The 22,358-nt window shown below is 67.7% G+C and carries 14 protein-coding genes, 3 tRNA genes and 1 pseudogene; 11 read left to right on the forward strand and 7 right to left on the reverse strand.

All coding sequences use genetic code 11. The features are described from left to right. The first annotated feature begins 103 nt into the window (after window positions 1-103). Genes emrR through emrB form a run of 4 tightly spaced genes read left to right on the forward strand, consistent with a single transcriptional unit; the run spans window position 104 to window position 4,824 of the window. Window positions 104-547, forward strand: a complete 444-nt coding sequence (gene emrR / locus AC5P9N_RS08335; RefSeq protein ID WP_005408766.1) for a multidrug efflux system transcriptional regulator EmrR — start codon at window positions 104-106, stop codon at window positions 545-547. Beyond that, a complete protein-coding gene (emrC, locus tag AC5P9N_RS08340; protein ID WP_033834101.1) occupies window positions 544-2,037 on the forward strand; it encodes a multidrug efflux transporter outer membrane subunit EmrC in 1,494 nt (497 codons plus the stop codon). The genes emrR and emrC overlap by 4 nt, the downstream gene beginning before the upstream one ends. Window positions 2,038-2,048: 11 nt before the next feature. Then, window positions 2,049-3,230, forward strand: coding sequence for a multidrug efflux MFS transporter periplasmic adaptor subunit EmrA (gene emrA, locus AC5P9N_RS08345; protein WP_005408768.1), 1,182 nt, complete (start codon window positions 2,049-2,051; stop codon window positions 3,228-3,230). A 7-nt stretch (window positions 3,231-3,237) separates the two neighbouring features. Further along, a complete protein-coding gene (gene emrB, locus AC5P9N_RS08350; protein WP_032966542.1) occupies window positions 3,238-4,824 on the forward strand; it encodes a multidrug efflux MFS transporter permease subunit EmrB in 1,587 nt (528 codons plus the stop codon). Between the two features lie 713 nt (window positions 4,825-5,537). On the opposite strand, the gene AC5P9N_RS08355 is transcribed toward emrB, so the two are convergent. Together AC5P9N_RS08355 and AC5P9N_RS08360 are read right to left on the reverse strand one after the other, a co-directional pair. After that, window positions 5,538-5,622 (reverse strand) — tRNA-Leu (locus AC5P9N_RS08355). Between the two features lie 50 nt (window positions 5,623-5,672). Further along, window positions 5,673-6,572: a LysR family transcriptional regulator gene (locus AC5P9N_RS08360; RefSeq protein ID WP_049395411.1), complete on the reverse strand. Its 900-nt coding sequence runs from the start codon at window positions 6,570-6,572 to the stop codon at window positions 5,673-5,675. Window positions 6,573-6,671: 99 nt separating this feature from the next. On the opposite strand from AC5P9N_RS08360, the gene AC5P9N_RS08365 reads away from it, so the two are divergent. Continuing rightward, complete coding sequence (locus tag AC5P9N_RS08365) at window positions 6,672-7,418, forward strand: sulfite exporter TauE/SafE family protein (protein WP_049395410.1); 747 nt, start codon at window positions 6,672-6,674, stop codon at window positions 7,416-7,418. Window positions 7,419-7,467: 49 nt separating this feature from the next. Here the strand turns inward: AC5P9N_RS08365 and AC5P9N_RS08370 are convergent. Both AC5P9N_RS08370 and AC5P9N_RS08375 read right to left on the reverse strand, forming a co-directional pair. Continuing rightward, window positions 7,468-7,552: transfer RNA gene (locus AC5P9N_RS08370), tRNA-Leu, on the reverse strand. Window positions 7,553-7,757: 205 nt separating this feature from the next. Further along, window positions 7,758-7,842, reverse strand: a tRNA-Leu gene (locus AC5P9N_RS08375). Window positions 7,843-8,201: 359 nt separating this feature from the next. On the opposite strand from AC5P9N_RS08375, the pseudogene rnr reads away from it, so the two are divergent. The 3 genes and pseudogenes from rnr to rlmB form a co-directional block, all read left to right on the forward strand. Continuing rightward, window positions 8,202-10,430 (forward strand): annotated as a pseudogene (gene rnr / locus AC5P9N_RS08380) (ribonuclease R); the annotation flags it as partial. Window positions 10,431-10,524: 94 nt separating this feature from the next. Further along, the gene (locus tag AC5P9N_RS08385; protein ID WP_005408774.1) at window positions 10,525-11,007 is read left to right on the forward strand and encodes a GFA family protein; all 483 of its coding nucleotides are present in this window, start codon (window positions 10,525-10,527) and stop codon (window positions 11,005-11,007) included. A gap of 151 nt (window positions 11,008-11,158) precedes the next feature. Then, window positions 11,159-11,902, forward strand: coding sequence for a 23S rRNA (guanosine(2251)-2'-O)-methyltransferase RlmB (gene rlmB, locus AC5P9N_RS08390; protein ID WP_005408775.1), 744 nt, complete (start codon window positions 11,159-11,161; stop codon window positions 11,900-11,902). A gap of 127 nt (window positions 11,903-12,029) precedes the next feature. On the opposite strand, the gene AC5P9N_RS08395 is transcribed toward rlmB, so the two are convergent. Genes AC5P9N_RS08395 through AC5P9N_RS08405 form a run of 3 tightly spaced genes read right to left on the reverse strand, consistent with a single transcriptional unit; the run spans window position 12,030 to window position 16,665 of the window. Continuing rightward, entirely contained in the window at window positions 12,030-13,469 is a 1,440-nt protein-coding gene (locus tag AC5P9N_RS08395) for an efflux transporter outer membrane subunit (protein ID WP_044569740.1), read from the reverse strand. Then, window positions 13,466-15,424 carry a MacB family efflux pump subunit gene (locus AC5P9N_RS08400; RefSeq protein WP_099485249.1) on the reverse strand — a complete coding sequence of 653 codons (1,959 nt, stop codon included), beginning with the start codon at window positions 15,422-15,424 and terminating at the stop codon, window positions 13,466-13,468. Before AC5P9N_RS08400 ends, AC5P9N_RS08395 begins: the two co-directional genes overlap by 4 nt. Beyond that, the gene (locus tag AC5P9N_RS08405; protein WP_005408778.1) at window positions 15,421-16,665 is read right to left on the reverse strand and encodes an efflux RND transporter periplasmic adaptor subunit; all 1,245 of its coding nucleotides are present in this window, start codon (window positions 16,663-16,665) and stop codon (window positions 15,421-15,423) included. Before AC5P9N_RS08405 ends, AC5P9N_RS08400 begins: the two co-directional genes overlap by 4 nt. A gap of 204 nt (window positions 16,666-16,869) precedes the next feature. Between AC5P9N_RS08405 and AC5P9N_RS08410 the strand changes: the two genes are divergently transcribed. The 3 genes from AC5P9N_RS08410 (at window position 16,870) to AC5P9N_RS08420 (ending at window position 22,218) form a co-directional block, all read left to right on the forward strand. Further along, a complete protein-coding gene (locus AC5P9N_RS08410; protein WP_005408779.1) occupies window positions 16,870-17,598 on the forward strand; it encodes a response regulator in 729 nt (242 codons plus the stop codon). 6 nt (window positions 17,599-17,604) lie between these two features. Beyond that, window positions 17,605-19,014 carry an ATP-binding protein gene (locus tag AC5P9N_RS08415; RefSeq protein WP_099485248.1) on the forward strand — a complete coding sequence of 470 codons (1,410 nt, stop codon included), beginning with the start codon at window positions 17,605-17,607 and terminating at the stop codon, window positions 19,012-19,014. 177 nt (window positions 19,015-19,191) lie between these two features. Then, window positions 19,192-22,218, forward strand: a complete 3,027-nt coding sequence (locus AC5P9N_RS08420; protein WP_099485247.1) for a ligand-binding sensor domain-containing diguanylate cyclase — start codon at window positions 19,192-19,194, stop codon at window positions 22,216-22,218. Window positions 22,219-22,358: the final 140 nt, after the last annotated feature.

The raw sequence follows: 22,358 nt of genomic DNA on the forward strand, positions 1-22,358 counted from the left end.
GTAGGCGCCTTCATTGATCCAGCCCACTGCTGCAACACAGCATTCGATGCCAGATCGAATATTTCCATTGAGAAATATTTTTTTTGGAAGAGAATGCTCCCCCATGATCTGTCCTGCAACCACTCCCCCCAGTTTCGGCCTGCTGCTGCGCCAGGTGCGCGACGGCCTGGTCCGGCAACTCGACGCGTCCATGGCTGAAGAAGACCTGGGTATCGGCTTCACCCACTACATCGGGTTGAAGGTGCTCTCGCACATGGCCCCGTGCACGGCCAACGAACTGGCCCAGGCCATCGACCAGGTACCCAGCGCAGTCACCCGCCTGCTGGACAAGCTCGAGGCACTGGGCTGCGTCCGCCGCGAACCGCATGCGCAGGACCGGCGTGCGCTGCAGATCGTGCTGACCGATGAAGGCCGCGCATTGTGGGCGCGGTTGAAGCTGCGTGGCGACGCGGTGATGGATTACGCCCTGCGTGATCTTTCCGCCGACGAGCGCACGCTGCTGCTGTCCCTCCTTACCCGAATCCGCGATTCCCTGACGACCCCATGAACCCGATCCCGCATTCCACTCTCCGCCGGTCCGGGCGCGCGCTGCTGGTGTCAGCGCTGGCCCTGGCCCTGGCCGCCTGCGCCAGCAGTCGTGGCCTCAACCCGCAGGGCCACGTGCTTGACGTGGACAGCCTGCACAGCGAACGCACCCTGGCCGACACCGACCTCAGCGCCACCGGCTTCCCGGCGCAGGACTGGTGGAAGGCGCTGGGCGATGCGCAGCTGGACGCGCTGGTCGCCGAGGGCCTGGCCGGCCACCCGAGCCTGGACGCCGCCGACGCGCGCCTGCGCCAGGCCCAGGCCCAGGTCGGCACCGCACGTGCCGATGAGCTGCCCAGCCTGTCGGTGTCCGGTGGATATACCGGGCTGCGCCTGCCTGAGTCGATGGCAGGCAGCGAGATCGGTGGCCATTACGCCGGCAGCAGCCAGGTCGCCTTCGACTTCAGCTATGGCGTGGACCTGTGGGGCGGCAAGCGCGCCGCTTGGGAAGCGGCCGTGGACGGCGCGCATGCGGCCACCGTCGAGGCCCAGGCCGCACGCCTGAACCTGTCCACCGGCATCACCCAGGCCTATGCCGACCTGGCCTACGCCTGGCAGCTCAACGATGTGGCCGAGGAAGAGCTGGCCCGTTCGCAGAAGTCGCTGGAACTGACCCGCCAGCGCCGCCGCGCCGGCATCGACAGCGATCTGCAGGTGCGCCAGGCCGAGGCCCGCGTACCGGCCGCGCAGCAGCAGGTGCAGGCCGCACAGCAGCGGATCGACGCGGCCCGCACCGCACTGGCCGCGCTGGTCGGCAAGGGCCCGGACCGTGGCCTGTCGATCCAGCGCCCGCAGCCGCTGAACCCGGTGGCGCTGCAGCTGCCGGGCGTGCTGCCCAGCGAACTGCTGGGCCGTCGCCCCGACATCGTTGCCGCACGCTGGCGCGTTGAAGCGGCCGACAAGCAGATCAAGGTTGCCAAGACCAGGTTCTACCCGAGCTTCAACCTGACCGCGCTGGCCGGCGTGGTCGCCCCGAACGTGGGCGACCTGCTGAAGAGCAGCTCCACCTTCGCCTACATCGGCCCGGCGCTGAGCCTGCCGATCTTCGAAGGCGGCAAGCTGCGCGCCAACCTCGCCAACACCGATGCGCAGTACGACCTGGCGGTGGCCAACTACAACCAGGCCGTGCTCGACGCACTGCGCGACGTCGCCGACCAGGTCAACGCGGTGCGCTCGCTGGCGCAGCAGGCGCACTCGCAGCAGCAGGCGGTGGATACCGCACGCTCGGCCTTCGACCTGGCCCAGCAGCGTTACCGCGCCGGCATCGGCAGCTACCTGGACGTGCTGACCGCGCAGTCCACCCTGCTGCAGTCGCAGCAGCAGCTGGCCGGCCTGCAGTCGCAGCAGGTGCAGTCCTCGGTGCGCCTGAGCAAGGCGCTGGGCGGTGGTTTCCAGCCCGCTGACGCCGACCGCGCACCGATCGCCTCCCATTCCGATTCCTCGCATTCCTGAAGACGTCCGCCATGAGCCAGACCCAAGACACCGCGGCCCCGGCCGCCCCCAACCGCCGCGGCAACCTGCTGCGCGGCCTGTTCGTGATCGTCGTGCTGCTGCTTGCCGCACTGGCGCTGTGGTACTTCATGTTCGGCCGTTGGTTCGAAGAGACCGACGATGCCTACGTGCAGGGCAACCAGGTGCAGATCACCCCGCTGGTGGCCGGTACCGTGGTCGCCATCAACGCCGATGACGGCATGCGCGTGGAGCGCGGCCAGCTGCTGGTGCAGCTGGACCCGTCCGACACCGCGGTGGCACTGCAGCAGGCCGAAGCCAACCTGGCCAAGACGGTGCGCCAGACCCGCGGTCTGTACCGCAGCGTGGAAGGCGCCCAGGCGGACTTGAACGCCCGCCAGGTGACCCTGAAGCGCGTGCGCGAAGACTTCGCCCGCCGCAAGGACCTGGCCGCCACCGGCGCCATCTCCAACGAAGAACTGGCCCACGCCCGTGACGAGCTGGCTGCCGCCGAAGCGGCCGTGGCCGGCTCGCGCGAGACCGTCGAGCGCAACCGCGCGCTGGTCGACGACACCGTGATCGCCACCCAGCCGGATGTGCAGGCGGCTGCCGCGCAGCTGCGCCAGGCCTTCCTCAACAACGCCCGCGCCGGCATCGTCGCGCCGGTCACCGGCTACGTCGCCCGTCGTTCGGTGCAGGTCGGCCAGCGCGTGCAGCCGGGCAATGCCCTGATGGCCGTGGTGCCGACCGAGCAGATGTGGGTCGAGGCCAACTTCAAGGAAACCCAGCTGCGCCACATGCGCCTGGGCCAGGAAGTGGAACTGAAGTCGGACCTGTACGCCGGTGACGTGAAGTACAAGGGCCGCATCCAGAGCCTGGGCCTGGGCACCGGCTCCGCGTTCTCGCTGCTGCCGGCGCAGAACGCCAGCGGCAACTGGATCAAGATCGTGCAGCGCGTGCCGGTGCGCATCGCCATCGATGCCAAGCAGCTGGCTGAACACCCGCTGCGCATCGGCCTGTCGATGAAGGCTGAAGTGAGCCTGCGCGACCAGAAGGGCGAAGTGCTGCCGAGCACTCCGGCCAAGGGCACGGTGTTCGACACCGACGTGTATGCCAAGCAGCTGCATGATGCCGACGAGGTGATCCACACGATCATCCAGGGCAACCTGCCGCAGCAGCAGGCGAAGGTGGGCTGAGGTCGCCATGTCCGCACAAGCTCCAGCCGCGCCCGGCGCTCCGGGCGCACCGGCGGCGCCGGGTGCGGCCTCCGGGTTCCTGCCGCCCAGCGTCGCACTGTGCACTGTGGGCCTGGCGATGGCCTCGTTCATGCAGGTGCTCGACACCACCATCGCCAACGTCTCGCTGCCGACCATCGCCGGCAATCTCGGCGCCAGTTCGCAGCAGGCGACCTGGGTCATCACCTCGTTCGCGGTCAGCACGGCCATCGCGCTGCCGCTGACCGGCTGGCTCAGCCGCCGTTTCGGCGAACGCAAGCTGTTCGTCTGGGCCACGCTGGCCTTTGTCATCACCTCGCTGCTGTGCGGCCTGGCGCAGAGCATGGGAATGCTGGTGCTGTCGCGTGCGCTGCAGGGGTTCGTGGCCGGCCCGATGTACCCGATCACGCAGTCGCTGCTGGTCTCGATCTATCCGCGCGAGAAACGCGGGCAGGCATTGGCACTGCTGGCGATGATCACGGTGGTTGCGCCGATCTGTGGCCCGATCCTCGGTGGCTGGATCACCGACAACTACAGCTGGGAGTGGATCTTCCTGATCAACGTGCCGCTGGGCATCTTCGCTGCGCTGGTGGTGGGCAACCAGCTGAAGGGGCGCCCGGAGCAGATCGAGAAGCCGAAGATGGACTACGTCGGCCTGGTCACCCTGGTGATCGGCGTCGGTGCGCTTCAGCTGGTCCTCGACCTGGGCAACGACGAGGACTGGTTCTCGTCGATGAAGATCGTGGTGCTGGCCTGCGTGGCGGTGGTGACACTGACGGTGTTCCTGATCTGGGAGCTGACCGACAAGGATCCGATCGTTGACCTGAAGCTGTTCCGGCACCGCAACTTCCGCGCCGGTACGCTGGCGATGGTGGTGGCCTACGCAGCGTTCTTCAGCGTGGCGCTGCTGATCCCGCAGTGGCTGCAGCGTGACATGGGCTACACCGCGATCTGGGCGGGCCTGGCGACGGCGCCGATCGGCATCCTGCCGGTGATCATGACCCCGTTCGTGGGCAAGTATGCGTCGCGCTTCGATATGCGCATGCTGGCCACGGTCGCGTTCATCGTGTTGTCGATGACCAGCTTCCTGCGATCGAACTTCAACCTGCAGGTGGACTACATGCACGTGGCCGGCGTACAGCTGATCATGGGCATCGGCGTCGCGCTGTTCTTCATGCCGGTGCTGCAGATCCTGCTGTCGGACCTGGATGGACGCGAGATCGCGGCGGGCTCCGGCCTGGCCACGTTCCTGCGTACGCTGGGTGGCAGTTTCGCGGCGTCGCTGACGACGTGGCTGTGGGCGCGGCGCACCCAGGTGCACCATGCCGACCTGACCGAGCATATCTCGGCCTATCAGCCGGGCATGCAGGACCAAGTGGCGGCGATGGGGCAGGGCGACCTGCAGCACGGCGCAGCGGTACTGAACAACATGATCAACCACCAGGCATCGCAGATGGGCTTCAACGACATCTTCTTCCTGCTGGGCTGGATCTTCCTGGCGATCATCACGTTCCTGTGGCTGGCCAAGCCGCCATTCGGCGCAGGTGCGGGTGCAGCCGCCGGTGGTGGGCACTGAAACTCCCTGGAAACACCGTGCTGTATTTTGACCCCGCCGCGAGGCGGGGTTTTTGTTGGGGCGACGCTGGTCGCGCGGGCATTGCCCTCGGGGTGGTGCAACGGCGCAGGTTCAGCGCGTGCGATAGACGCGTTTGAACACCACCGGTCGGAAGACAATCGGGAAATGGCCCAGATCCCCGCCGCAAGTACGGCGCCGCATGCGAGCCAGCCGGCAGTGGCCTGAAATCGGCTGCCGACAAGTGCGCCGCAGATGATGGCGGCGACAAAGACAAGCATTACGGCCTCCTTTGATGCGCCGTAATGGACCTCGGCCTGGCATCCCACGCATACGCTTACGCCGTGGTTCGAGCCGGTATGGCAGTGTGGGCAGATGATGCTGCGCTGCATTGGTGCGTCCTTTGGGGGAGAGGAGGGGCGCTGGTCAGGTCGTGGCGATACACCCGCAGCCGGCTCCCGCAAATCTGCCTCCCACCGAAAAGGAATCGGGTGGATCTCGACTAGGAAAAGTACGAATTGAACGGGGAACGTGAAATGCGCCCCAAAAGGGGGCCGTTCAAGGTCCGGTGACGACGCGCCGGGAGTAGGTATGCACCCGCAGACGACGCCCTGACGGTGCGAGATACGACAGTCCGAGTGGCGGTTGCGATGCCAGGATCGCCAAACCCCGGAAACGAAAAAACCCGCTTTCGCGGGTTTGATCATCTTGAGTCGTGGTGCCCAGGAGAGGACTCGAACCTCCACGGTTTTACCCGCTAGTACCTGAAACTAGTGCGTCTACCAATTCCGCCACCTGGGCGACTCAGGAGATGAATTGTGCGGGACGGCAGAGAGTGTGTCAACAACATTTCACACATTTTTCTGCGGCTGCACGCCCAGGTGAAGCAGCAGGCTGCGCATCGCCGGTGAAAGCTGCGCCCATCCGGTGAAACAGGCGCACAGGCGGCGTTGTGCCCACGCATCTGCAAGCGGCACCGCAACGGTACGCGTACTGCGTCGATGCTGGCGCGCAATGGTACGCGGCACGATGCCGACACCAATGCCGTGGCCGACCATGATGCAGACTCCCTCGAAGGTCTTCATGCGGATGCGCACGTCCAGGCGACGCCCGATGTCGCGCGCCTGGTCTTCGATGTAGGTCTGCAGTGCATTGCCATCGGCCAGGGCAACGAAGGTCTCGCCGGCAACATCGGTGAAGGCCACGCTGCGCCGCGATGCGAAGCGATGGTCTGCGGGCAGCAGCATCACCAGCGGATCTTCGGCGACCACATGCTGCTGCAGGCCGGCAGCGTCGACGGCATCGCTGATGATGCCGGCCTCGGCCTGGCCAGCACTGATCGCACGCACGACTTCAGGGCTGGTGCGCTCCAGCAGTTCCACGTGCAGGCGCGGGCGTTCGGCCAGCCATGGCGCGAGCCGCGAGGGCAGGTAGTTGGTCAGCGCTGCGGTGTTGGCATACAGATGCAGGGTGCCGCGCGCACCGTGTGCAAACGCCTGCAGTTCACCGCGCAGCTGTGCCTGCTGCTGCAGGATCAGGCGTGCATGGTGGGCGAGGGCGGCACCGGCTTCGGTCAGGCTGACACCGCGCGGATGCCGGTTCAACAACGCGGTGCCGGCATCGGCTTCGATCGTGCGCAGGCGTTCGCTGGCCGACGCCAGTGCCAGGTTTGCCTGCGCTGCGCCGGCCGTGATGCTGCCCGCCTCGGCAATCGCCAGGAACAGGCGCAGGTCGGCGATATCCATCCGCATGTGATGCCCTCATCGCAACGGCTGCGCCTTCGGATCAGCCGAAGGCGAGGCCGGGAAGACCGCATTGTGCGCCTGGCTACGGCCCGATCCAATGACGGCATGAATGAATCGACGTACTTCTATCTGTTGCTGGTGGTGGTGTTCGTGCTGGCCGGTGTGGTCAAGGGTGTGACTGGGATGGGGTTGCCGACGGTGGCGATGGGGCTGCTCGGCAGTACGCTGTCGCCGGTGGCGGCGGCGTCGATGCTGTTCATTCCCACCTTCGTCACCAATGCGTGGCAGCTGTTGTCGGGGCCGTCGCTGGGCCACATCGTTCGGCGGCTGTGGCCGATGATGCTGGCGGTGGTGATGGTGACGCTGGGCTCGGCCGCGCTGCTGGTGCGGGTCGATCGCACCTGGTCGCGCGTTGCGCTGGGCGTGGCATTGGTGGTCTATGCCGCCTATGCGTTGCTTGCGCCGGTGTTCCGCGTGCAGCAGCGGCGCGAGCGTTGGCTGGGGCCGCTGGTGGGGGCGTTGTCGGGCGTGGTGACCGGCGCCACCGGCGTGTTCGTGATGCCGGCGGTGCCGTACCTGCAGTCGCTGGGGTTGCAGCGCGAGGAGCTGGTGCAGGCGTTGGGGCTGGCGTTCACGGTGTCAACGATTTCGCTGACCGCCGGCCTGGTGCTGCATGGCGCATTCGGCATCCAGCAGCTGGGGCTGAGTGCGCTGGCGGTGCTGCCGGCATTGCTGGGCATGTGGCTGGGGCAGGTGATCCGGCAGCGCATCAGTGCGCGGGTGTTCCGGGGCTGCTTCCTGGGTTTCCTGCTGCTGCTCGGGCTGGAACTGGTGCTGCGGCCGCTGCTCTGATGCCGGGCATGAAAAAACCCGCTCTCGCGGGTTTTTCTCATTCTCGACGTGGTGCCCAGGAGAGGACTCGAACCTCCACGGTTTTACCCGCTAGTACCTGAAACTAGTGCGTCTACCAATTCCGCCACCTGGGCGTCGAGGAGCGAGATTATGGGGTGTTGTTACGGGGGTGTCAACACTTTTTCTGGATCCGGTGTCGGACCTCGTTTCGCGTGCGGAGCGGGCTCTGACCCCATCTCACTCGCTTGGGGTCGGAGCGCTTTCCTTCGGAAAGAAATTCGGCCCCGTTGCTGGATTGCAGGCAAAAAAAATCCCCGCCGAAGCGAGGAGTTTTTTCGTTGGTGCCCAGGAGAGGACTCGAACCTCCACGGTTTTACCCGCTAGTACCTGAAACTAGTGCGTCTACCAATTCCGCCACCTGGGCGTTCCAGAGGCGCAATTGTGAAGATGAATCCGCAGGCTGTCAACGACTTCCTGAATATTTTTCACGCAAGGCCTTCAAGACGGCCACTGACCCGTTCTGCACGCCGTCAACGGCTACCATGTAGGGCGATGACTACCAAAAAACCAAGCAAGGGCGGGAGCACCTCCCGCAGCCAGGCCCCGAAGAAGGGCGCCAAGGCGGGCACGGCCCGCGCCACCAAGCCGGGCAAGCCGTTGCCGGGCTGGTTCCCTGAATTGAATGAAGGCGGCGCACCGCCGCGTGGCCGCAAGGTCCGCAGCAGCGACGCACCGGGCCCGGCCCCGGGCCGCAAGTTGCCGCCGACCGGCAAGGTGATCGACGATCCCTATGCCGCCCGCGAAGCAGAGAAGTACGAACAGCCCATCGCCAGCCGCGAAGCCATCCTGGCCCTGCTGGAGCGTTGCGAAGGGCCGCAGACGGCAGAGGAACTGGGCGCACGCCTGGGCCTGACCGCCCCGGACCGTGCCGAAGCACTGTCGCGCCGGCTCGGCGCCATGGTCCGCGACGGCCAGCTGGTGCAGAACCGCCGCGGCGGCTTCGCCCCGATCCAGACCCTGAACCTGGTCACCGGCGTGGTGATCGCCAACCCGGAGGGGTTCGGCTTCCTGCGCCCGGTCGAGGGCGGCGACGACCTGTTCCTGCCGCCGTATGAAATGCGCAAGGTCATGCACGGCGACAAGGTGCTGGCCCGCGTGACCGGCATCGACCACCGTGGCCGCCGCGAAGGCAGCATCGCCCGCGTGCTGGAGCGCGGCATGACCCGCCTGATCGGTCGCTTCAGCATCGAGATGGGCATCAACTACGTGGTGCCCGACGACAAGCGCGTGCAGCGCAACGTGCAGGTGCCGCCGGACCAGACCGGTGGTGCGCGCGACGGCCAGCTGGTGGTCTGCGAACTGACCCAGGCGCCGGACAGCCGTCGCCCGCCGATCGGCCGCATCATCGCCGTGCTCGGCGACAAGCTGACCGCCTCGCTGGTGGTGGAGACCGCCATCCACGGCCATGAACTGCCGTTCGAGTTCCCGCAGGAAGTGCTGGACGAAGCCGCCTCAGTGCCGCTGGTGGTCGAGCCGGCGATGATCGGCGACCGCGTGGACCTGCGCAGCATGCCGCTGGTCACCATCGACGGTGAAGATGCCAAGGACTTCGACGACGCGGTGTACTGCGAGCCGAACGCCGATGGCTTCCGGCTGGTGGTGGCGATTGCCGATGTCTCCAACTACGTCCGGCCCGGCACGCCACTGGACGAAGAGGCGCAGAAGCGTGCCACCTCGGTGTACTTCCCGGGCTTCGTGGTGCCGATGCTGCCGGAGACGCTCTCCAACGGCATCTGTTCGCTGATGCCGAAGGTCGACCGCATGTGCTTCGTCTGCGACATGCAGATCGACCGCGACGGTCTGGTCACGCATTCGCGCTTCTACGAAGCGGTGATGAACTCGCATGCGCGCCTGACCTACACCCAGGTGTGGAAGGCGGTGGGTGAGGACGATGCCGATACCAAGGCCTGGATGGGCGACCTGCTGCCGCAGGTGCAGCGCCTGCACCAGCTGTACAAGGTCCTGTCCAAGGCGCGTGCCAAGCGTGGCGCCATCGAGTTCGAAAGCAGCGAAGTGCGCTTCGTGCTGGACAACCGCGGTGAAGTGACCCAGGCCGGCATGCTGGTGCGCAATGACGCGCACAAGCTGATCGAGGAATGCATGATCGCGGCCAATGTGGAGGCGGCGAAGTACCTGCTGTCGCGCCATGTGCCGGCCCCGTACCGCATCCACGAGAAGCCGCCGGAAACCAAGTACGCCGACCTGCTGGAATTCCTCAAGGAGTTCAAGCTGAGCCTGCCGCCGTGGTCGAAGGTGCGCCCGGGCGATTACACCAAGCTGCTGAAGAAGATCCGCGACCGCCCCGATGCCACGCTGCTGGAATCGGTGCTGCTGCGCAGCCAGAGTCTGGCGATCTACAGCCCGGAAAACCACGGTCACTTCGGCCTGGCGCTGGAGGCGTACGCGCACTTCACCTCGCCGATCCGCCGTTACCCCGACCTGCTGGTGCACCGCGCGATCAAGCACGCGCTGTCCGGCAAGCCGCTGGACAAGTTCACCTACAACGCGCGCGAAATGGCCGCGCTGGCGCTGCAGTGCTCCGAGCGCGAGCGCCGTGCCGATGAAGCCGAGCGCGAGGTCGACGAACGTTACCGCGCGGCGTGGATGGAAAAGCACGTGGGTGGCCAGTTCGATGGCGTGATCAGCGGCGTGACCAGCTTCGGCCTGTTCGTGGAGCTGGACGAGTCGAAGGTGCAGGGCCTGGTGCACGTGACCCAGCTGCCGCAGGACTATTACAAGTTCGACGCCACGCGCAAGACGCTGACCGGCGAGCGCCGCGGCAGCAGCTACCGGCTGGGTGACCGCGTGCGGATCCTGGTACTGAAGGCCAGCATGGAAGAGCGCAAGATCGACTTCCGCCTGGTCGAACACAAGGGCGAGGACGAAGGCGATGGCCTGCCGCCGCTGCCGGAGCGTGGCAAGCCGGCCAAGCGGAAGAAAGAGAAATACTGATGACCGTGGTAGTGCCGGCCGCTGGCCGGCATCCATGGCACCCTCGGCACCGACGGGTTGCCGGCCAGCGGCCGGCACCACCAGGAGACATCGCATGCAAGGCCAACCCGAATACAGTGGCGGCTGCCAGTGCGGCGCGATCCGCTTCCAGGTGCGTGGCGCGCTGACCGACAGTTCGATCTGTCATTGCCGGATGTGCCAGAAGGCCTTCGGTGCCTACTACGCACCGCTGGTGTCGGTGCGTGGCGTGCAGTTCAGCTGGACCCGTGGCCAGCCGCGCTATTTCCAGTCCTCCAACGTGGTGCGCCGGGGCTTCTGTGCCGACTGCGGTACGCCGCTGAGCTACGAGGCGCCGGACGGCGTGGCGGTGGCGGCCGGCGCCTTTGACGAACCCGAGCGCCTGCCGCCGACGATCCAGTACGGGGTCGAGCGCAAGCTGCCGTTCGTCGATACGCTGGCCAGCCTGCCGGCCCGTCGTACCGAGGAAGACATCGCGGCGCTGGAGTTCCTGGCCACCATCGTGTCCCATCAGCACCCGGACCACGACACGCCGCACTGGCCGCCGCGCAGCCGGTAACGCCCCTGTAGCGCCGAGCCCAGGCTCGGCTGGCAGGTCGCCGCGGCCTCAGCCCGGCAGCGAGCGCAGGCTCGGCTCAACAGGGGCCCCGCCGCAGCGCCCGGCCCGCCGATGCTCTACCATAGCCACCCCCTTTCCGGTCCCCGCCCGCATGAGCAAGAACAGCCAGTGGATCGTCGGCGTCAACGCCGTCGCCTCCTCCATCGAGAACGACGCCGAGAACGTCCGCGAAGTGCTGGTCGAGGCCGGTGCGAAGAACCCGCGCCTGACCGAGATCGAGGAAAACGCCCGCCGCAAGGGCATCGACGTGCGCAAGGTGAACAGCCAGGCGCTGGACGGTGTCGGCGGTTCGGTACGCCACCAGGGCGTGGCCGCGCGCTATGCCGCCGCCCGCACTTACAGCGAGAACGAGCTGGAGGGCCTGGTCACCGCAGCCGAGGGCAAGGCCCTGCTGCTGGTGCTGGACGAAGTGCAGGACCCGCACAACCTTGGCGCTTGCCTGCGCTCGGCGGCTGCCGCAGGCGCCACTGCCGTGATCATCCCCAAGGACAAGTCGGCCACGGTGAACGCGACCGTGCGCAAGACTTCGGCCGGTGCCGCCGATCTGATCCCGGTGGTGGCGGTGACCAACCTGTCGCGTTGCCTGAAGGACCTGCAGAAGCAGGGCGTGTGGATCTACGGCCTGGCCGGCGAAGCCACTGCGTCGCTGTACCAGCTGGACCTGAAGGGCAACATTGCCCTGGTGCTGGGTGGCGAGGCCGATGGCCTGCGCCGCCTGACCCGCGAGAACTGCGATGGCCTGGTCAAGATCCCGATGCCGGGCGAGATCGAGAGCCTGAATGTTTCCGTCGCCGCGGGCGTCAGCCTGTTCGAGGCCGTGCGCCAGCGCGGTTGATTTCGGGGTCGGATCTCTTTTCCATGTGCCGTGTCGACCAAGGTCGACACCTACCGGGCCGTTGCTGTGTCGACCAAGGTCGACACCCACCGGGCAGTCGCCAACCTGGGTTGGCGCCCTTGCCGCCTCACCCCGCGCTGCCGCCCAGTGCCTTGAACAGGGTGACGTCGTTGTTCAGCTGGCCCTGGCGTACGCGCGCCAGCGACAGCTCGGCATCACGCCGGGTCTGCTGGGCCTCCAGCCAGGTGCGCAGGTCGGTGGCACCTACGCGGTAGCGCACTTCCTGCGCGCGCTCCACTTCCACTGCTTCGTCGTACGACGCCTGCGAGGCCGCCACCTGGCGCGCCAGCTGCTCTCGTGCCGACAGCGCGTTGTCCACTTCCGACAGCGCGGTGTACAGCGTCCTGCGGAAATTGGTCGCGGCGATCTGATAGCTGGTGCCGGCGATGTCGGTATCCAGCTGTGCGCGCTGCAGGTTGAGGAACGGCAGCGACAGGCCGGCGCCCAGCGTGGCCACCGGGTTGCGCAGCACGTCACCCAGCGACGTTGCACTGGAGCCGAGGCTGCCGGTCAGGCTCAGCGCCGGGTAGTACTGGGTAGCGGTCACCTTGATGGTCTTCAGGCTGTTGCGCAGGCGAAGTTCGGCCGCGCGCAGGTCGGGACGGCGGCCGAGCAGCTCGGCCGGCAGGCCTTCGTTGATCCCGGGGCTGCGTGCGCCCAGCAGGTCCTGCGGTTCGTCCTGCTGCGGCCAGGGCGTGCCGTCCAGCAGCACGGTCAATGCATTGCGCACCTCCACCCGCTGCTGTTCCAGCGCGCTCTGCGAGGAACGCTGCGACTGCAGGTTCTGCAGCGCCTGGCGCACTTCCAGGCGCGATACCGCACCAGCGTCGAAGCGGGCCTGCACCAGGTCGCGGGTGCGCTCCAGCCGCTCCAGGTTGGCCTGGCCGGTGGCGATGGACTGGTTGAGATAGGCCAGGTTCCAGTACTGGGTGATGGTGTCGCCGATCACCAGCAGCGCGGTGTTCTGCCGGTCTTCCTCGCTGGCCTCGGCTTCCCAGCGGGCGATGTCGCGCTGGGTGCGCAGACGGCCCCACAGATCGACCTCCCAGCCCAGCGAGACGCCGGTGGAATAGCTGCGGCGCCAGTCGTCGGCCTGATCGGTGGCGCGGCTGGCATTGCCGCTGACGCCGGACGACGAAGGCTGCGGCCACAGCGCATTGCTGGCCAGGCCGGCCTGCAGGCGCGACCGCTGCACGGCCAGGCCAGCGGCGGCCAGATCGCTGTTGGCGGCCAGCGCCTGCGCCACCAGGCGGTTCAGTCGTTCATCGCCGAAGCCCGTCCACCAGCTGTCCTGGCGGATGTCGCGGCCCGGTGTATCCAGGCTGCTGCGCGGGTCGTCGGCCGGTGCGTTGAGGGTGGCATCGCCACGGCCGTAGCTGGCCGCCACATCGGGGGCCTGCACCGGGTAGCGGCCCACCGAGGCACAGCCTGAGAGGGCAAGCAGAACAGCGCCCACCAGCAGCAGGCGCGAGGGAGCAGGGAAGGGCAGTCGGGTCATCATCTTCATTCGCGGGCCAGGGCCTCCACCGGGTCCAGCTGCGCGGCGTTGCGCGCGGGCAGGAAGCCGAATGCCACGCCGATCAGGGTCGAGCAGGCGAACGCGGCAACGATCGAGGCGGTGGAGAACAGCACCTGGAAGTCACTGGCGAAGCGGCCGATCATCGAGCCCAGCAGCAGGGCCAGGCCGATGCCAAGCAGACCACCGAGCAGGCACACCAGCACCGCTTCGATCAGGAACTGCTGGCGGATGTCACTCTGCCGTGCCCCCACCGCCATGCGCACGCCGATTTCGCGGGTACGCTCGGTGACCGAGACCAGCATGATGTTCATCACGCCGATGCCGCCGACCAGCAGCGCGATGGCGGCGATGGCGCCGATCAGCAGGGTCATCGTGCGCGTGGTCTGCTCGATGGTCTGGCGGATCTCGGCGCTGTTGCTGAGGAAGAAGTCCTCGGTGCCGTGGCGCAGGGTCAGCAGGCGGGTGATCGCTTCCTGCGCCGCATCCATCGGCGTGTCGTCGTCCACGCGCACGGTGATGCTGGAAACGTGGCTCTGGCCGAGCATGCGCGACATCACCGTGGTGTAGGGCACCCACACGCTGAGGCTGGTGCTGCCACCAAAGCCGAAGCTCTGGCGCTTGGCCACGCCGACCACGCGTGCCGGTACGTTGCCGAGCAGGATCACCTGGCCGACCGGATCGACATCGGGGAAGAACTGGGTCTGGGTGTTCTCGTCGATCACCGCCACCTGGCCGAGGCCCTTCACCGCGTCGGTATCGAAGAAGCTGCCGCTGAGCAGGGTCACGCCCTTGACCCGGAAGAACTGCTCGCCGACGCCACTGACCTGGGCGGTGGAGGACTGGTTGCGGTAACGCGCGGTGACCGAGGTCGACACGCTGGGGGTGGCGCTGTCCACGTAGCTCTGCTTTGCCAGTGCATCGGCATCGCTGGCCTTGAGCGTCTGCACCCGCGCCGAGCGCATGTCGCCGAAACCACGGCCGGGATAGACGTCGATGGTGTTGGTGCCGAGCGCGCTGATGTTCTGCAGGATCTGCTGCTGCGAGCCATTTCCCAGCGCCACCACCGAGACCACCGAGGCGATGCCGATGATGATGCCGAGCATGGTCAGGAAGGTGCGCAGCCGATGTGCGTTCATCGCCAGCAGGGCCATGCGGAACGCTTCGGTGAAGCGGTCACGGGCCGCCTGCCAGCTGTTGCCGCGGGCCACGCCGGTGCTGGCCTCGCGCTGCGCGCGGTAGGTCGGTGCGTTCGGATTGGTGCGGTCGGCGATGATCTCGCCATCGCGGATTTCGATGATGCGCTGCGCGTGTTCGGCCACGCTCATGTCGTGGGTGACGATGATGATGGTGTGGCCTTCGGCGTGCAGCTCGCCGAGGATCGCCATCACTTCCTCGCCGGATTTCGTGTCGAGCGCGCCGGTCGGTTCGTCGGCCAGGATCACCTCGCCGCCGTTCATCAGCGCACGTGCGATCGACACGCGCTGCTGCTGGCCACCGGACAGCTGGCCCGGCTTGTGGTGCATGCGGTCGCCCAGGCCCAGCCGCTGCAGCAGCTGCTCGGCACGCGCGTTGCGCACCGGGCCGGGGCTGCCGGCATACACCGCCGGTACCTCCACGTTGCCGCGCGCATCCAGGTCGCCCAGCAGGTGGTAGCGCTGGAAGATGAAGCCGAAATGCTCGCGGCGCAGTTCGGCCAGTTCATCCGGCGCCATCCTGCCGGTTTCGCGGCCGGCCACCTGGTAGCTGCCGCGGGTAGGGCGATCGAGGCAGCCGAGGATGTTCATCAGCGTCGACTTGCCCGAGCCGGACTGGCCGACGATCGCCACCATCTCGCCGGCGTGGATATCCAGGTTGACGTCGCGCAGGACGGCGATCACATCATCGCCTGCCGGGAATTCGCGCCGCAGGTCGCGCAGGCGCAGCAGCGGCGCCTTCGTGCTCATCGGCGCGGACCCATGCCCGGGCCGCCGACCCGCATCTGCATGCCGCCGCGGTTGCCGCCGCCGGCGCTGGCACCGGCCGCACCGGCTTCGCCCACCACCACGCGTTCGCCTTCCTTCAGCCCGGACAGGATTTCGGCCGAGGCGCCGTTGTTGATGCCCACGGTGACCTTGCGCGGTTGCGGCTGGCCCTTGTCGTCCAGCACCCGCACCATGCGCTCGTCGCCGCGGCGCTTCGGTCCCAGCGCCACCGCCGGCACCATCAGCACGTCCTTGGCCTGCTTGAGCAGTACCGAGACCTGCGCGGTCATGTCGATGCGCAGGGTGCCGTCCGGGTTTTCCACGTCGAACAGCGCGTTGTAGTAGACCGCGCTGCTGGAACTGGAGCTGGACGAACTGCTGGAGCTGGACGAGTTCTCGTTGGCGATCGAGGCCGGCGCCGGATTGATCTGGCGCAGCGTGGCGTGGTACTTGCGGTCGGGGTCACCCAGGGTGGTGAAGTACACCGGCATGCCGGCCTTGATCTTGACCACGTCGGCCTCGGAGATCTCGGCGTTGACCGTGACCACGTCCAGCCGCGCCAGCATCACGATGGTGGGCGCGGTCTGGTTGGCGTTCACGGTGCGGCCTTCCTCGGCCACCACCGCCACCACGGTGCCATCCATCGGCGCGGTGATGCGGGTGTAGGCCAGGTTGGCGCGGGCGGTGCCCAGCTCGGTCTGGCGGCCCTTGATCTGCGCCTCGTAGGACTGCAGCTGGGCGCGGGCAGTTTTCAGCTGTGCTTCGGCGGCATCGTATTCCTGGCGCGAGGTGGCCTCGGCCGCCAGCATCTGCTGCTGGCGTGCGAACTCCAGTTCGGCCTGGCGCAGGGTGGCCTGCTGCACGGCGCGCTGGGCGGTGACCTGGTCCAGCGAAGCCTGCGCGTTGAGCACCTGGTTCTGCTGGGTGGTGGCATCGATCTCGGCGATCAGGTCGCCTTCCTTCACGGTATCGCCCAGCTGTACCTTCAGCGACTTGATCTGGCCCGAGGCCTGCGCACCGACGCTGACCAGCTTGTAGGCGTCGATCACGCCGGTGGCTTCCACGGTCTGCTCGATGTCGCCGCGGCTGACCGGCGTGGTCGCCACCGCCGGGGCGGCGGGTTTGCGCAGCAGCCACCAGGCGGCGACGGCCACGATGAGGGCGAGCAGGGCGATCAGTATCAGGCGACCACGGCGGGTCGCGGGCAACAGGCGGAACGTCACGTCGTGGCTTCACTCTCGGGGCCGCGGCGGCGGCGTTGGTGGGCATTGTGAAGACCGGGCGACAGGCGGCTCAATCCTCGGGGTATGTCTCTATGTAACACTGTCGGTGAATACGCGTAACCACAGGTATCCCGCTCATGGCTGGATACACTGGTACGCATTGCCCCGGATGCGGTTCAGCTGCCGACACGGGATGATCGCGACATGGAGACTGAAAACACGATGCATCGACTGCTGATCGTCGACGACGACAACGACATCCGCACCCTGCTGGCCGAGCAGCTCGGCCGTGCCGGCTACCAGGTGAGCACGGCCGCAGACGGCACCGCCATGCGCCAGCTGCTGGACCGCGAGCACGTGGACCTGATCGTGCTTGACCTCAACCTGCCGCGCGAGGATGGCCTGACCCTGTGCCGCGACCTGCGGGCGCGCTCGAACACGCCGGTGATCATGCTGACCGCGCGTGCCGAGCCGATCGACCGCGTGCTCGGCCTGGAAATGGGCGCCGACGACTACCTGGCCAAGCCGTTCGAACCGCGCGAGCTGCTGGCGCGCATCCGCAACGTGCTGCGCCGGACCGAGGCGCTGCCGGCCAACCTGGAGCCGCTGGCGGTGCGCCGTGCGCGTTTCTCGCGCTGGGTGTTCGACCTGGAGCATCGCCACCTGGTCGATCCGGACGACCGCGTGGTGGTGCTGTCCGGTGCCGAGTTCCGCCTGCTGCGCGTGTTCATCGCCCATGCCAACAAGGTGCTGTCGCGCGAACAGCTGGTCGCGCTCAGCAGCGGCCGCAACTACGAGGCGCAGGATCGCGCGATCGACCTGCAGGTCAGCCGCCTGCGCAACAAGCTGGGCGATGACGGTGGGCCGGATGGCCTGATCAAGACCGTGCGCAACGAAGGCTACGTGCTGGCCTCCTCGGTGAACCTGGAATAAGCCGTCATGAAGCGCCTGCGCCATTTCCTGTCCTCGATGGTCGGGCGGTTGTTCGTCATCCTGCTGTTGGGCATGAGCGTGGCTGCGATCGGCGCGACCATGCTGGCCACCTCCAAACGCCAGCAGGAGTTCGAGCGGCAGAACCTGAACCGCATCGCCGACCGCCTGCAGGGCTACGTCAACCTGCTCGATGGCAATCCCGAACTGCGCGAGCGACTGCTTGAGATCGGTGGGCCCAGCGTGCGTGCGCTGCAGCCTGGCGCGCGCCTGGGGCGGGCGGATACCGCACTGATGGAAGTCCTGGATGACCGGCCCGGCCCGGTGTCGCGCGCGCATGTGCACTTCACCTCGTTCCGTTCCTGCATTCCCAAGCTGCAGGATCTGCTGCCGCCACCGCCGCCGGGGCACCGACGGCATCCGCGTGAGCGCGATCCGGCCTTCATTCCGCCCAAGTGTCGCGCGGTTGATGTGACGCTCAACGACGGTACGCTGCTGAAGCTGGCGCTGGATTCGCCAGCAGTGGCCCACAACGGCATTCTGGCCGTGGACCCGTGGTTCCTGACCCTGCTGGTGCTGGCGATTGCCGTGCTGGCCTATATCGTTGCGCGCATGGCCAGTGCGCCGCTGCAGGAGCTGGCGGCAGCCGCGGAGGATCTCGGCGACGATCTGCAGCGCGATCCACTGCCGTTGCGCGGGCCGCGCGAGGTGCAGCGCGCCGCCGAGGCCTTCAATGCCATGCAGCACCGCCTGCAGCGGCACCTGGCCGAACGCACGCAGATGCTGGCGGCGATCACCCATGACCTGCAGACCCCGTTGACCCGCCTGCGCCTGCGCCTGGAGAACGTCAGCGACGAGGTGCTGCGCGAGCGCCTGATCGGCGATCTGGCGGCGATGCAGGCACTGGTGCGCGAAGGCCTGGAGCTGGCCCGCAGTGCCGAGAGCGCCGAGCAGCGCGCCGCGCTGGATCTGGATTCGCTGCTGGAAAGCATCGTGGAAGACGCCGCAGAGGGTGGTGCCGACGTGGTCTTCGAGGGCGGCACCGGTGCGGTGCTGATGTTGCGCCCGCTGGCCATGCACCGTCTGTTCTCCAACCTGGTGGATAACGCCGTGATGTATGCCCACCGCGTGCGCGTGCGGGTGGAACGCAGCGGCGGCACGATCACGGCGATGGTGTCCGACGATGGCCCGGGCCTGGCGGAAGACCAGCTGGAGGCCGTGTTCGACCCGTTCGTGCGGGTGGAAACCTCGCGTTCGCGGGAAACCGGCGGCGCCGGGCTGGGCCTGACCATCGCGCGCGCCCTGGCCGAGAAGGATGGCGCGCGGCTGTGGCTGCGCAACCGTGCCGAGGGCGGTCTGCAGGCGGTGGTGCAGTGGCCGGCCAGTGCGCAGGTGGTGCCGCCTGGCCGGCCCGGCTGAGCCCCGCCGGACGCACGCGATGACGCCGGGGCCAGGGTTTGGCCTATCATCTGCTCATCTCCCCAGTTTCTCCCCGATGAGTCAACCCGTTCCTGACGGCACGCCGTTCCGCGTTGCCCGGTCGTTCCCGCTTGCTGCCATGCCCTGCAGCCGTTACCGGCCACTGCCGCCGAGCTGATGGGCAGGTCAGGGGACAACGGGTGCTGGGTGGAGCGCCGCGTTTCGAAGGCCAGGCAGGCACTGCAGCGCGGTCTGCTGTGGGTGTTGCTGGTGCTGGCGCTGCCGCTGGCCGCGCAGGAGGGCGCGCCGCCGCTGCGCGACTACGCCATCGACGTGTGGACCTCGCGCAATGGCCTGCCGCACAACTCGCTGCGCGATATCGCGCAGACTCCCGAGGGGCACCTGTGGTTTGCCACCTGGGAGGGCCTGGTCCGCTACAACGGCCTGGATTTCACCGTGTTCGACCGCAGCACCCGCCCGGGGCTGCGCGACAACGGCATCGGCGCACTGCTGGTCGATCGGCAGGGAGGGCTGTGGATCAGTGATTCGCGCGGTAACGTCAGCCATCGTGGCAACGACGGCCAGTGGCGGGTCTGGGAGCATCAGGCCGACACCCCGCAGGTGCTGATCCAGTCCATGCAGATGGACAGCCAGGGGCGCCTGTGGCTGCTGTACGAAGGCAAGGGTATCGGCTATCTCACGCCGGACAAGGGCATCGTCTACCAGGCGCCGGCGGCCGACCTGCCGATGGCGATGAGCTTCACCAAGCTGGTGGTCGATGCGCAGGACCGGGTCTGGGTTGGCACGCTTGACGGGCTGGTGCTGCGCGACAACGACGGCGTGCTCAAGCGCGCGCCCGCGGCGTGGGGCCTGGGTGCCGGCACCGGCCTGTCCTGGCCGTACCGGGCTCCTGATGGCGCGCTGTGGATCGTCGCTGGCGAGCGCCTGTACCGCGTGGAGGACGATCAGCTGGTGCTGGTGCACCGGCTGCCGGGACAGCTGCACATGACCTCGATGCTGCAGGACCGGCACGGCGACCTGTGGCTGGGAACCGAGAACCAGGGCCTGCTGCGGATCTCGGCGCATGGTCTGGAACGATTGCCGGCCGGCCTGAACCTGCCGGGCGGGCGCGTGGTCAGCCTGCGCGAGGATGCCGAAGGCAGCATCTGGGTGGGGGCCAACGGTGGCCTGTACCGCCTGCGCGAAACACTGTTCAGCAGCTACACCGAGCGTGATGGCCTCAGTGGCGACTATGTGCGCACGGTGCTGGAGGACCGCGACCGCCAGTTGTGGGTCGGTAGTGCCAGTGGTCTCGACCTGCAGACACCCGATGGCCGCTTCCGCGCGGTTCCCCTGCACAACCGCGGCGGCAAGGCGCCATCGGTGTTGAGTCTGGCGCAGGGGCCGGACGGCGACCTGTGGGTGGGTACGTTCGGCGACGGCGTTTACCGGCTGGACCGCGATGGCAGTCTCCGCCACAACTATGCGGCAGCCGACGGCATGCCGGGTGGCAACATCCGCGCGATCAGTGTCGATCCGCAGGGCAGGGTCTGGGCGGGTACGCAGAAGGGCGTGGTACGCATCGACGGCGACCGGGTGCAGGTGTCGACTGCCCCGGGCATGCCCGGTGGCCTCATCACCGCACTCGAGCATGACCACCAGGGCAACCTGTGGATCGGCACCATCGAGGGCATCCGCGTGCTGCGTGGCGACCACGTGCAGTCGATCGACCTGGCACCGATGGGCGGGGGCCGCAGTGTGTTCGGTTTCCACCAGCTGGGCGACGCGATGTGGATCAGCAGCGACCGCGGCCTGTACCGTTGGCTCGACGGAAAGCTGGCGCGCGTCGGCCTGGAGCAGGGCATGCTGGTGGATGCGGTGTTCCAGCTGGTGCCGGATCGTCTTGGCAACGTGTGGATCAGCAGCAACCGCGGCGTGCTGCGCACCGACATGGCGACCCTCAATGCCGTGGCCGATGGCCGCGCACCACGAGTGGTGGTGGAGCGCTACAACGAGATCGACGGCATGGCCAACGCGCAGGCCAACGGCAGCTCCGGGCCATCGGCCATCCTGCGCCAGGACGGCACCTTCTGGGTGGTCACCGCCGGAGGCCTGAGCACCGTCGACCCGCAACGCCTGCAGCGCTTCCGCGAGCGCCCATCACCGCCGGCAGCGATCGAGAGCGTGCAGGTGGATGGCGCACCCGTGCATTGGGAGGGTCCGGATCGCAACTACATTCCCGGCGGCCGACGTCTGGCGGTGAGCTATGTGGGCCTGAGTTACCTGATGTCGGACCGGATCCGCTATCGCACGCGGCTGGATGGCCTGGACACCGGCTGGGTCGAGCGCGGCCCGCAGCGCAGCGTCGAGTTCGTCGGCCTGCCTCCGGGTGACTACACCCTGCACGTGTCGGCGGCGCATCCAGGCGGGGCCTGGGGCCAGCAGGAAGCCGTGTGGAGCTTCACGGTGGAGCCGTTCTGGTGGCAACGCCGCAGCGTGCAGCTGCTGGGCGGGTTGTTGCTGCTGGCTGGGCTGGTGGTGCTGTACCGCCTGCTGCTGCAGCAGCTGAAGGCCAGCAACCTGCGCCTGGCACGGCGCGTGGACGAGGCAACCTTCGACCTGCAGGCCAAGACCGTGCACCTGCAGGCGCTGAACCAGGAAAAGACCGAGCTGGCCGAGCGCCTTGCACGGCAGGCCGAGGCCTTTGAGCGGCAGGCACGCGAGGATGCGCTGACCGGGCTGGCCAATCGCCGTGCCTTCGATGAAACGCTGGCGCGCGACTTCGCCCGTTCACAGCGCAGCGGCCACCCGCTGTGCCTGGTGGTGCTGGACATCGACCACTTCAAGGACGTCAACGACCGCCACAGCCACAGCATCGGCGATGCGGTGCTGGTGCAGGTGGCCAGGCTGATCGCCGCGGCCTGCCGCGACTCGGACCTGCCCGCGCGTACCGGTGGCGAGGAGTTCGCGCTGCTGCTCAACGACACCCGCCTGGAAGAAGCCGCGCAGCTGTGCGCGCGCCTGCGCGGCCTGTTCCATGACCACCCCGACTGGGCCGGTGTAGCGGGCCTGCGCGTGACCTTCAGCGCAGGCCTGGTGGAACTGGATGCCGATGACCGCACCCCGGCGCTGCTGTACCAGCGCGCCGACCGCGCGCTGTACCGCGCCAAGAGCGACGGCCGCGATCGTACGAGTATTGGTTGATCGCATCCACGCATGGCGTGGATCTACTGGTGTTGTCGTACCAACCGGCGGTGCCGACCAACGGTCGGCACCCACCAGAGAAGTGCGGCTAAGCCCCCAGGGGCGGGTTCACGGCGTCCCCCGCGAACCCACCTTGTCCG

This window comes from Stenotrophomonas sp. YJH_SMC_6, assembly GCF_059371335.1.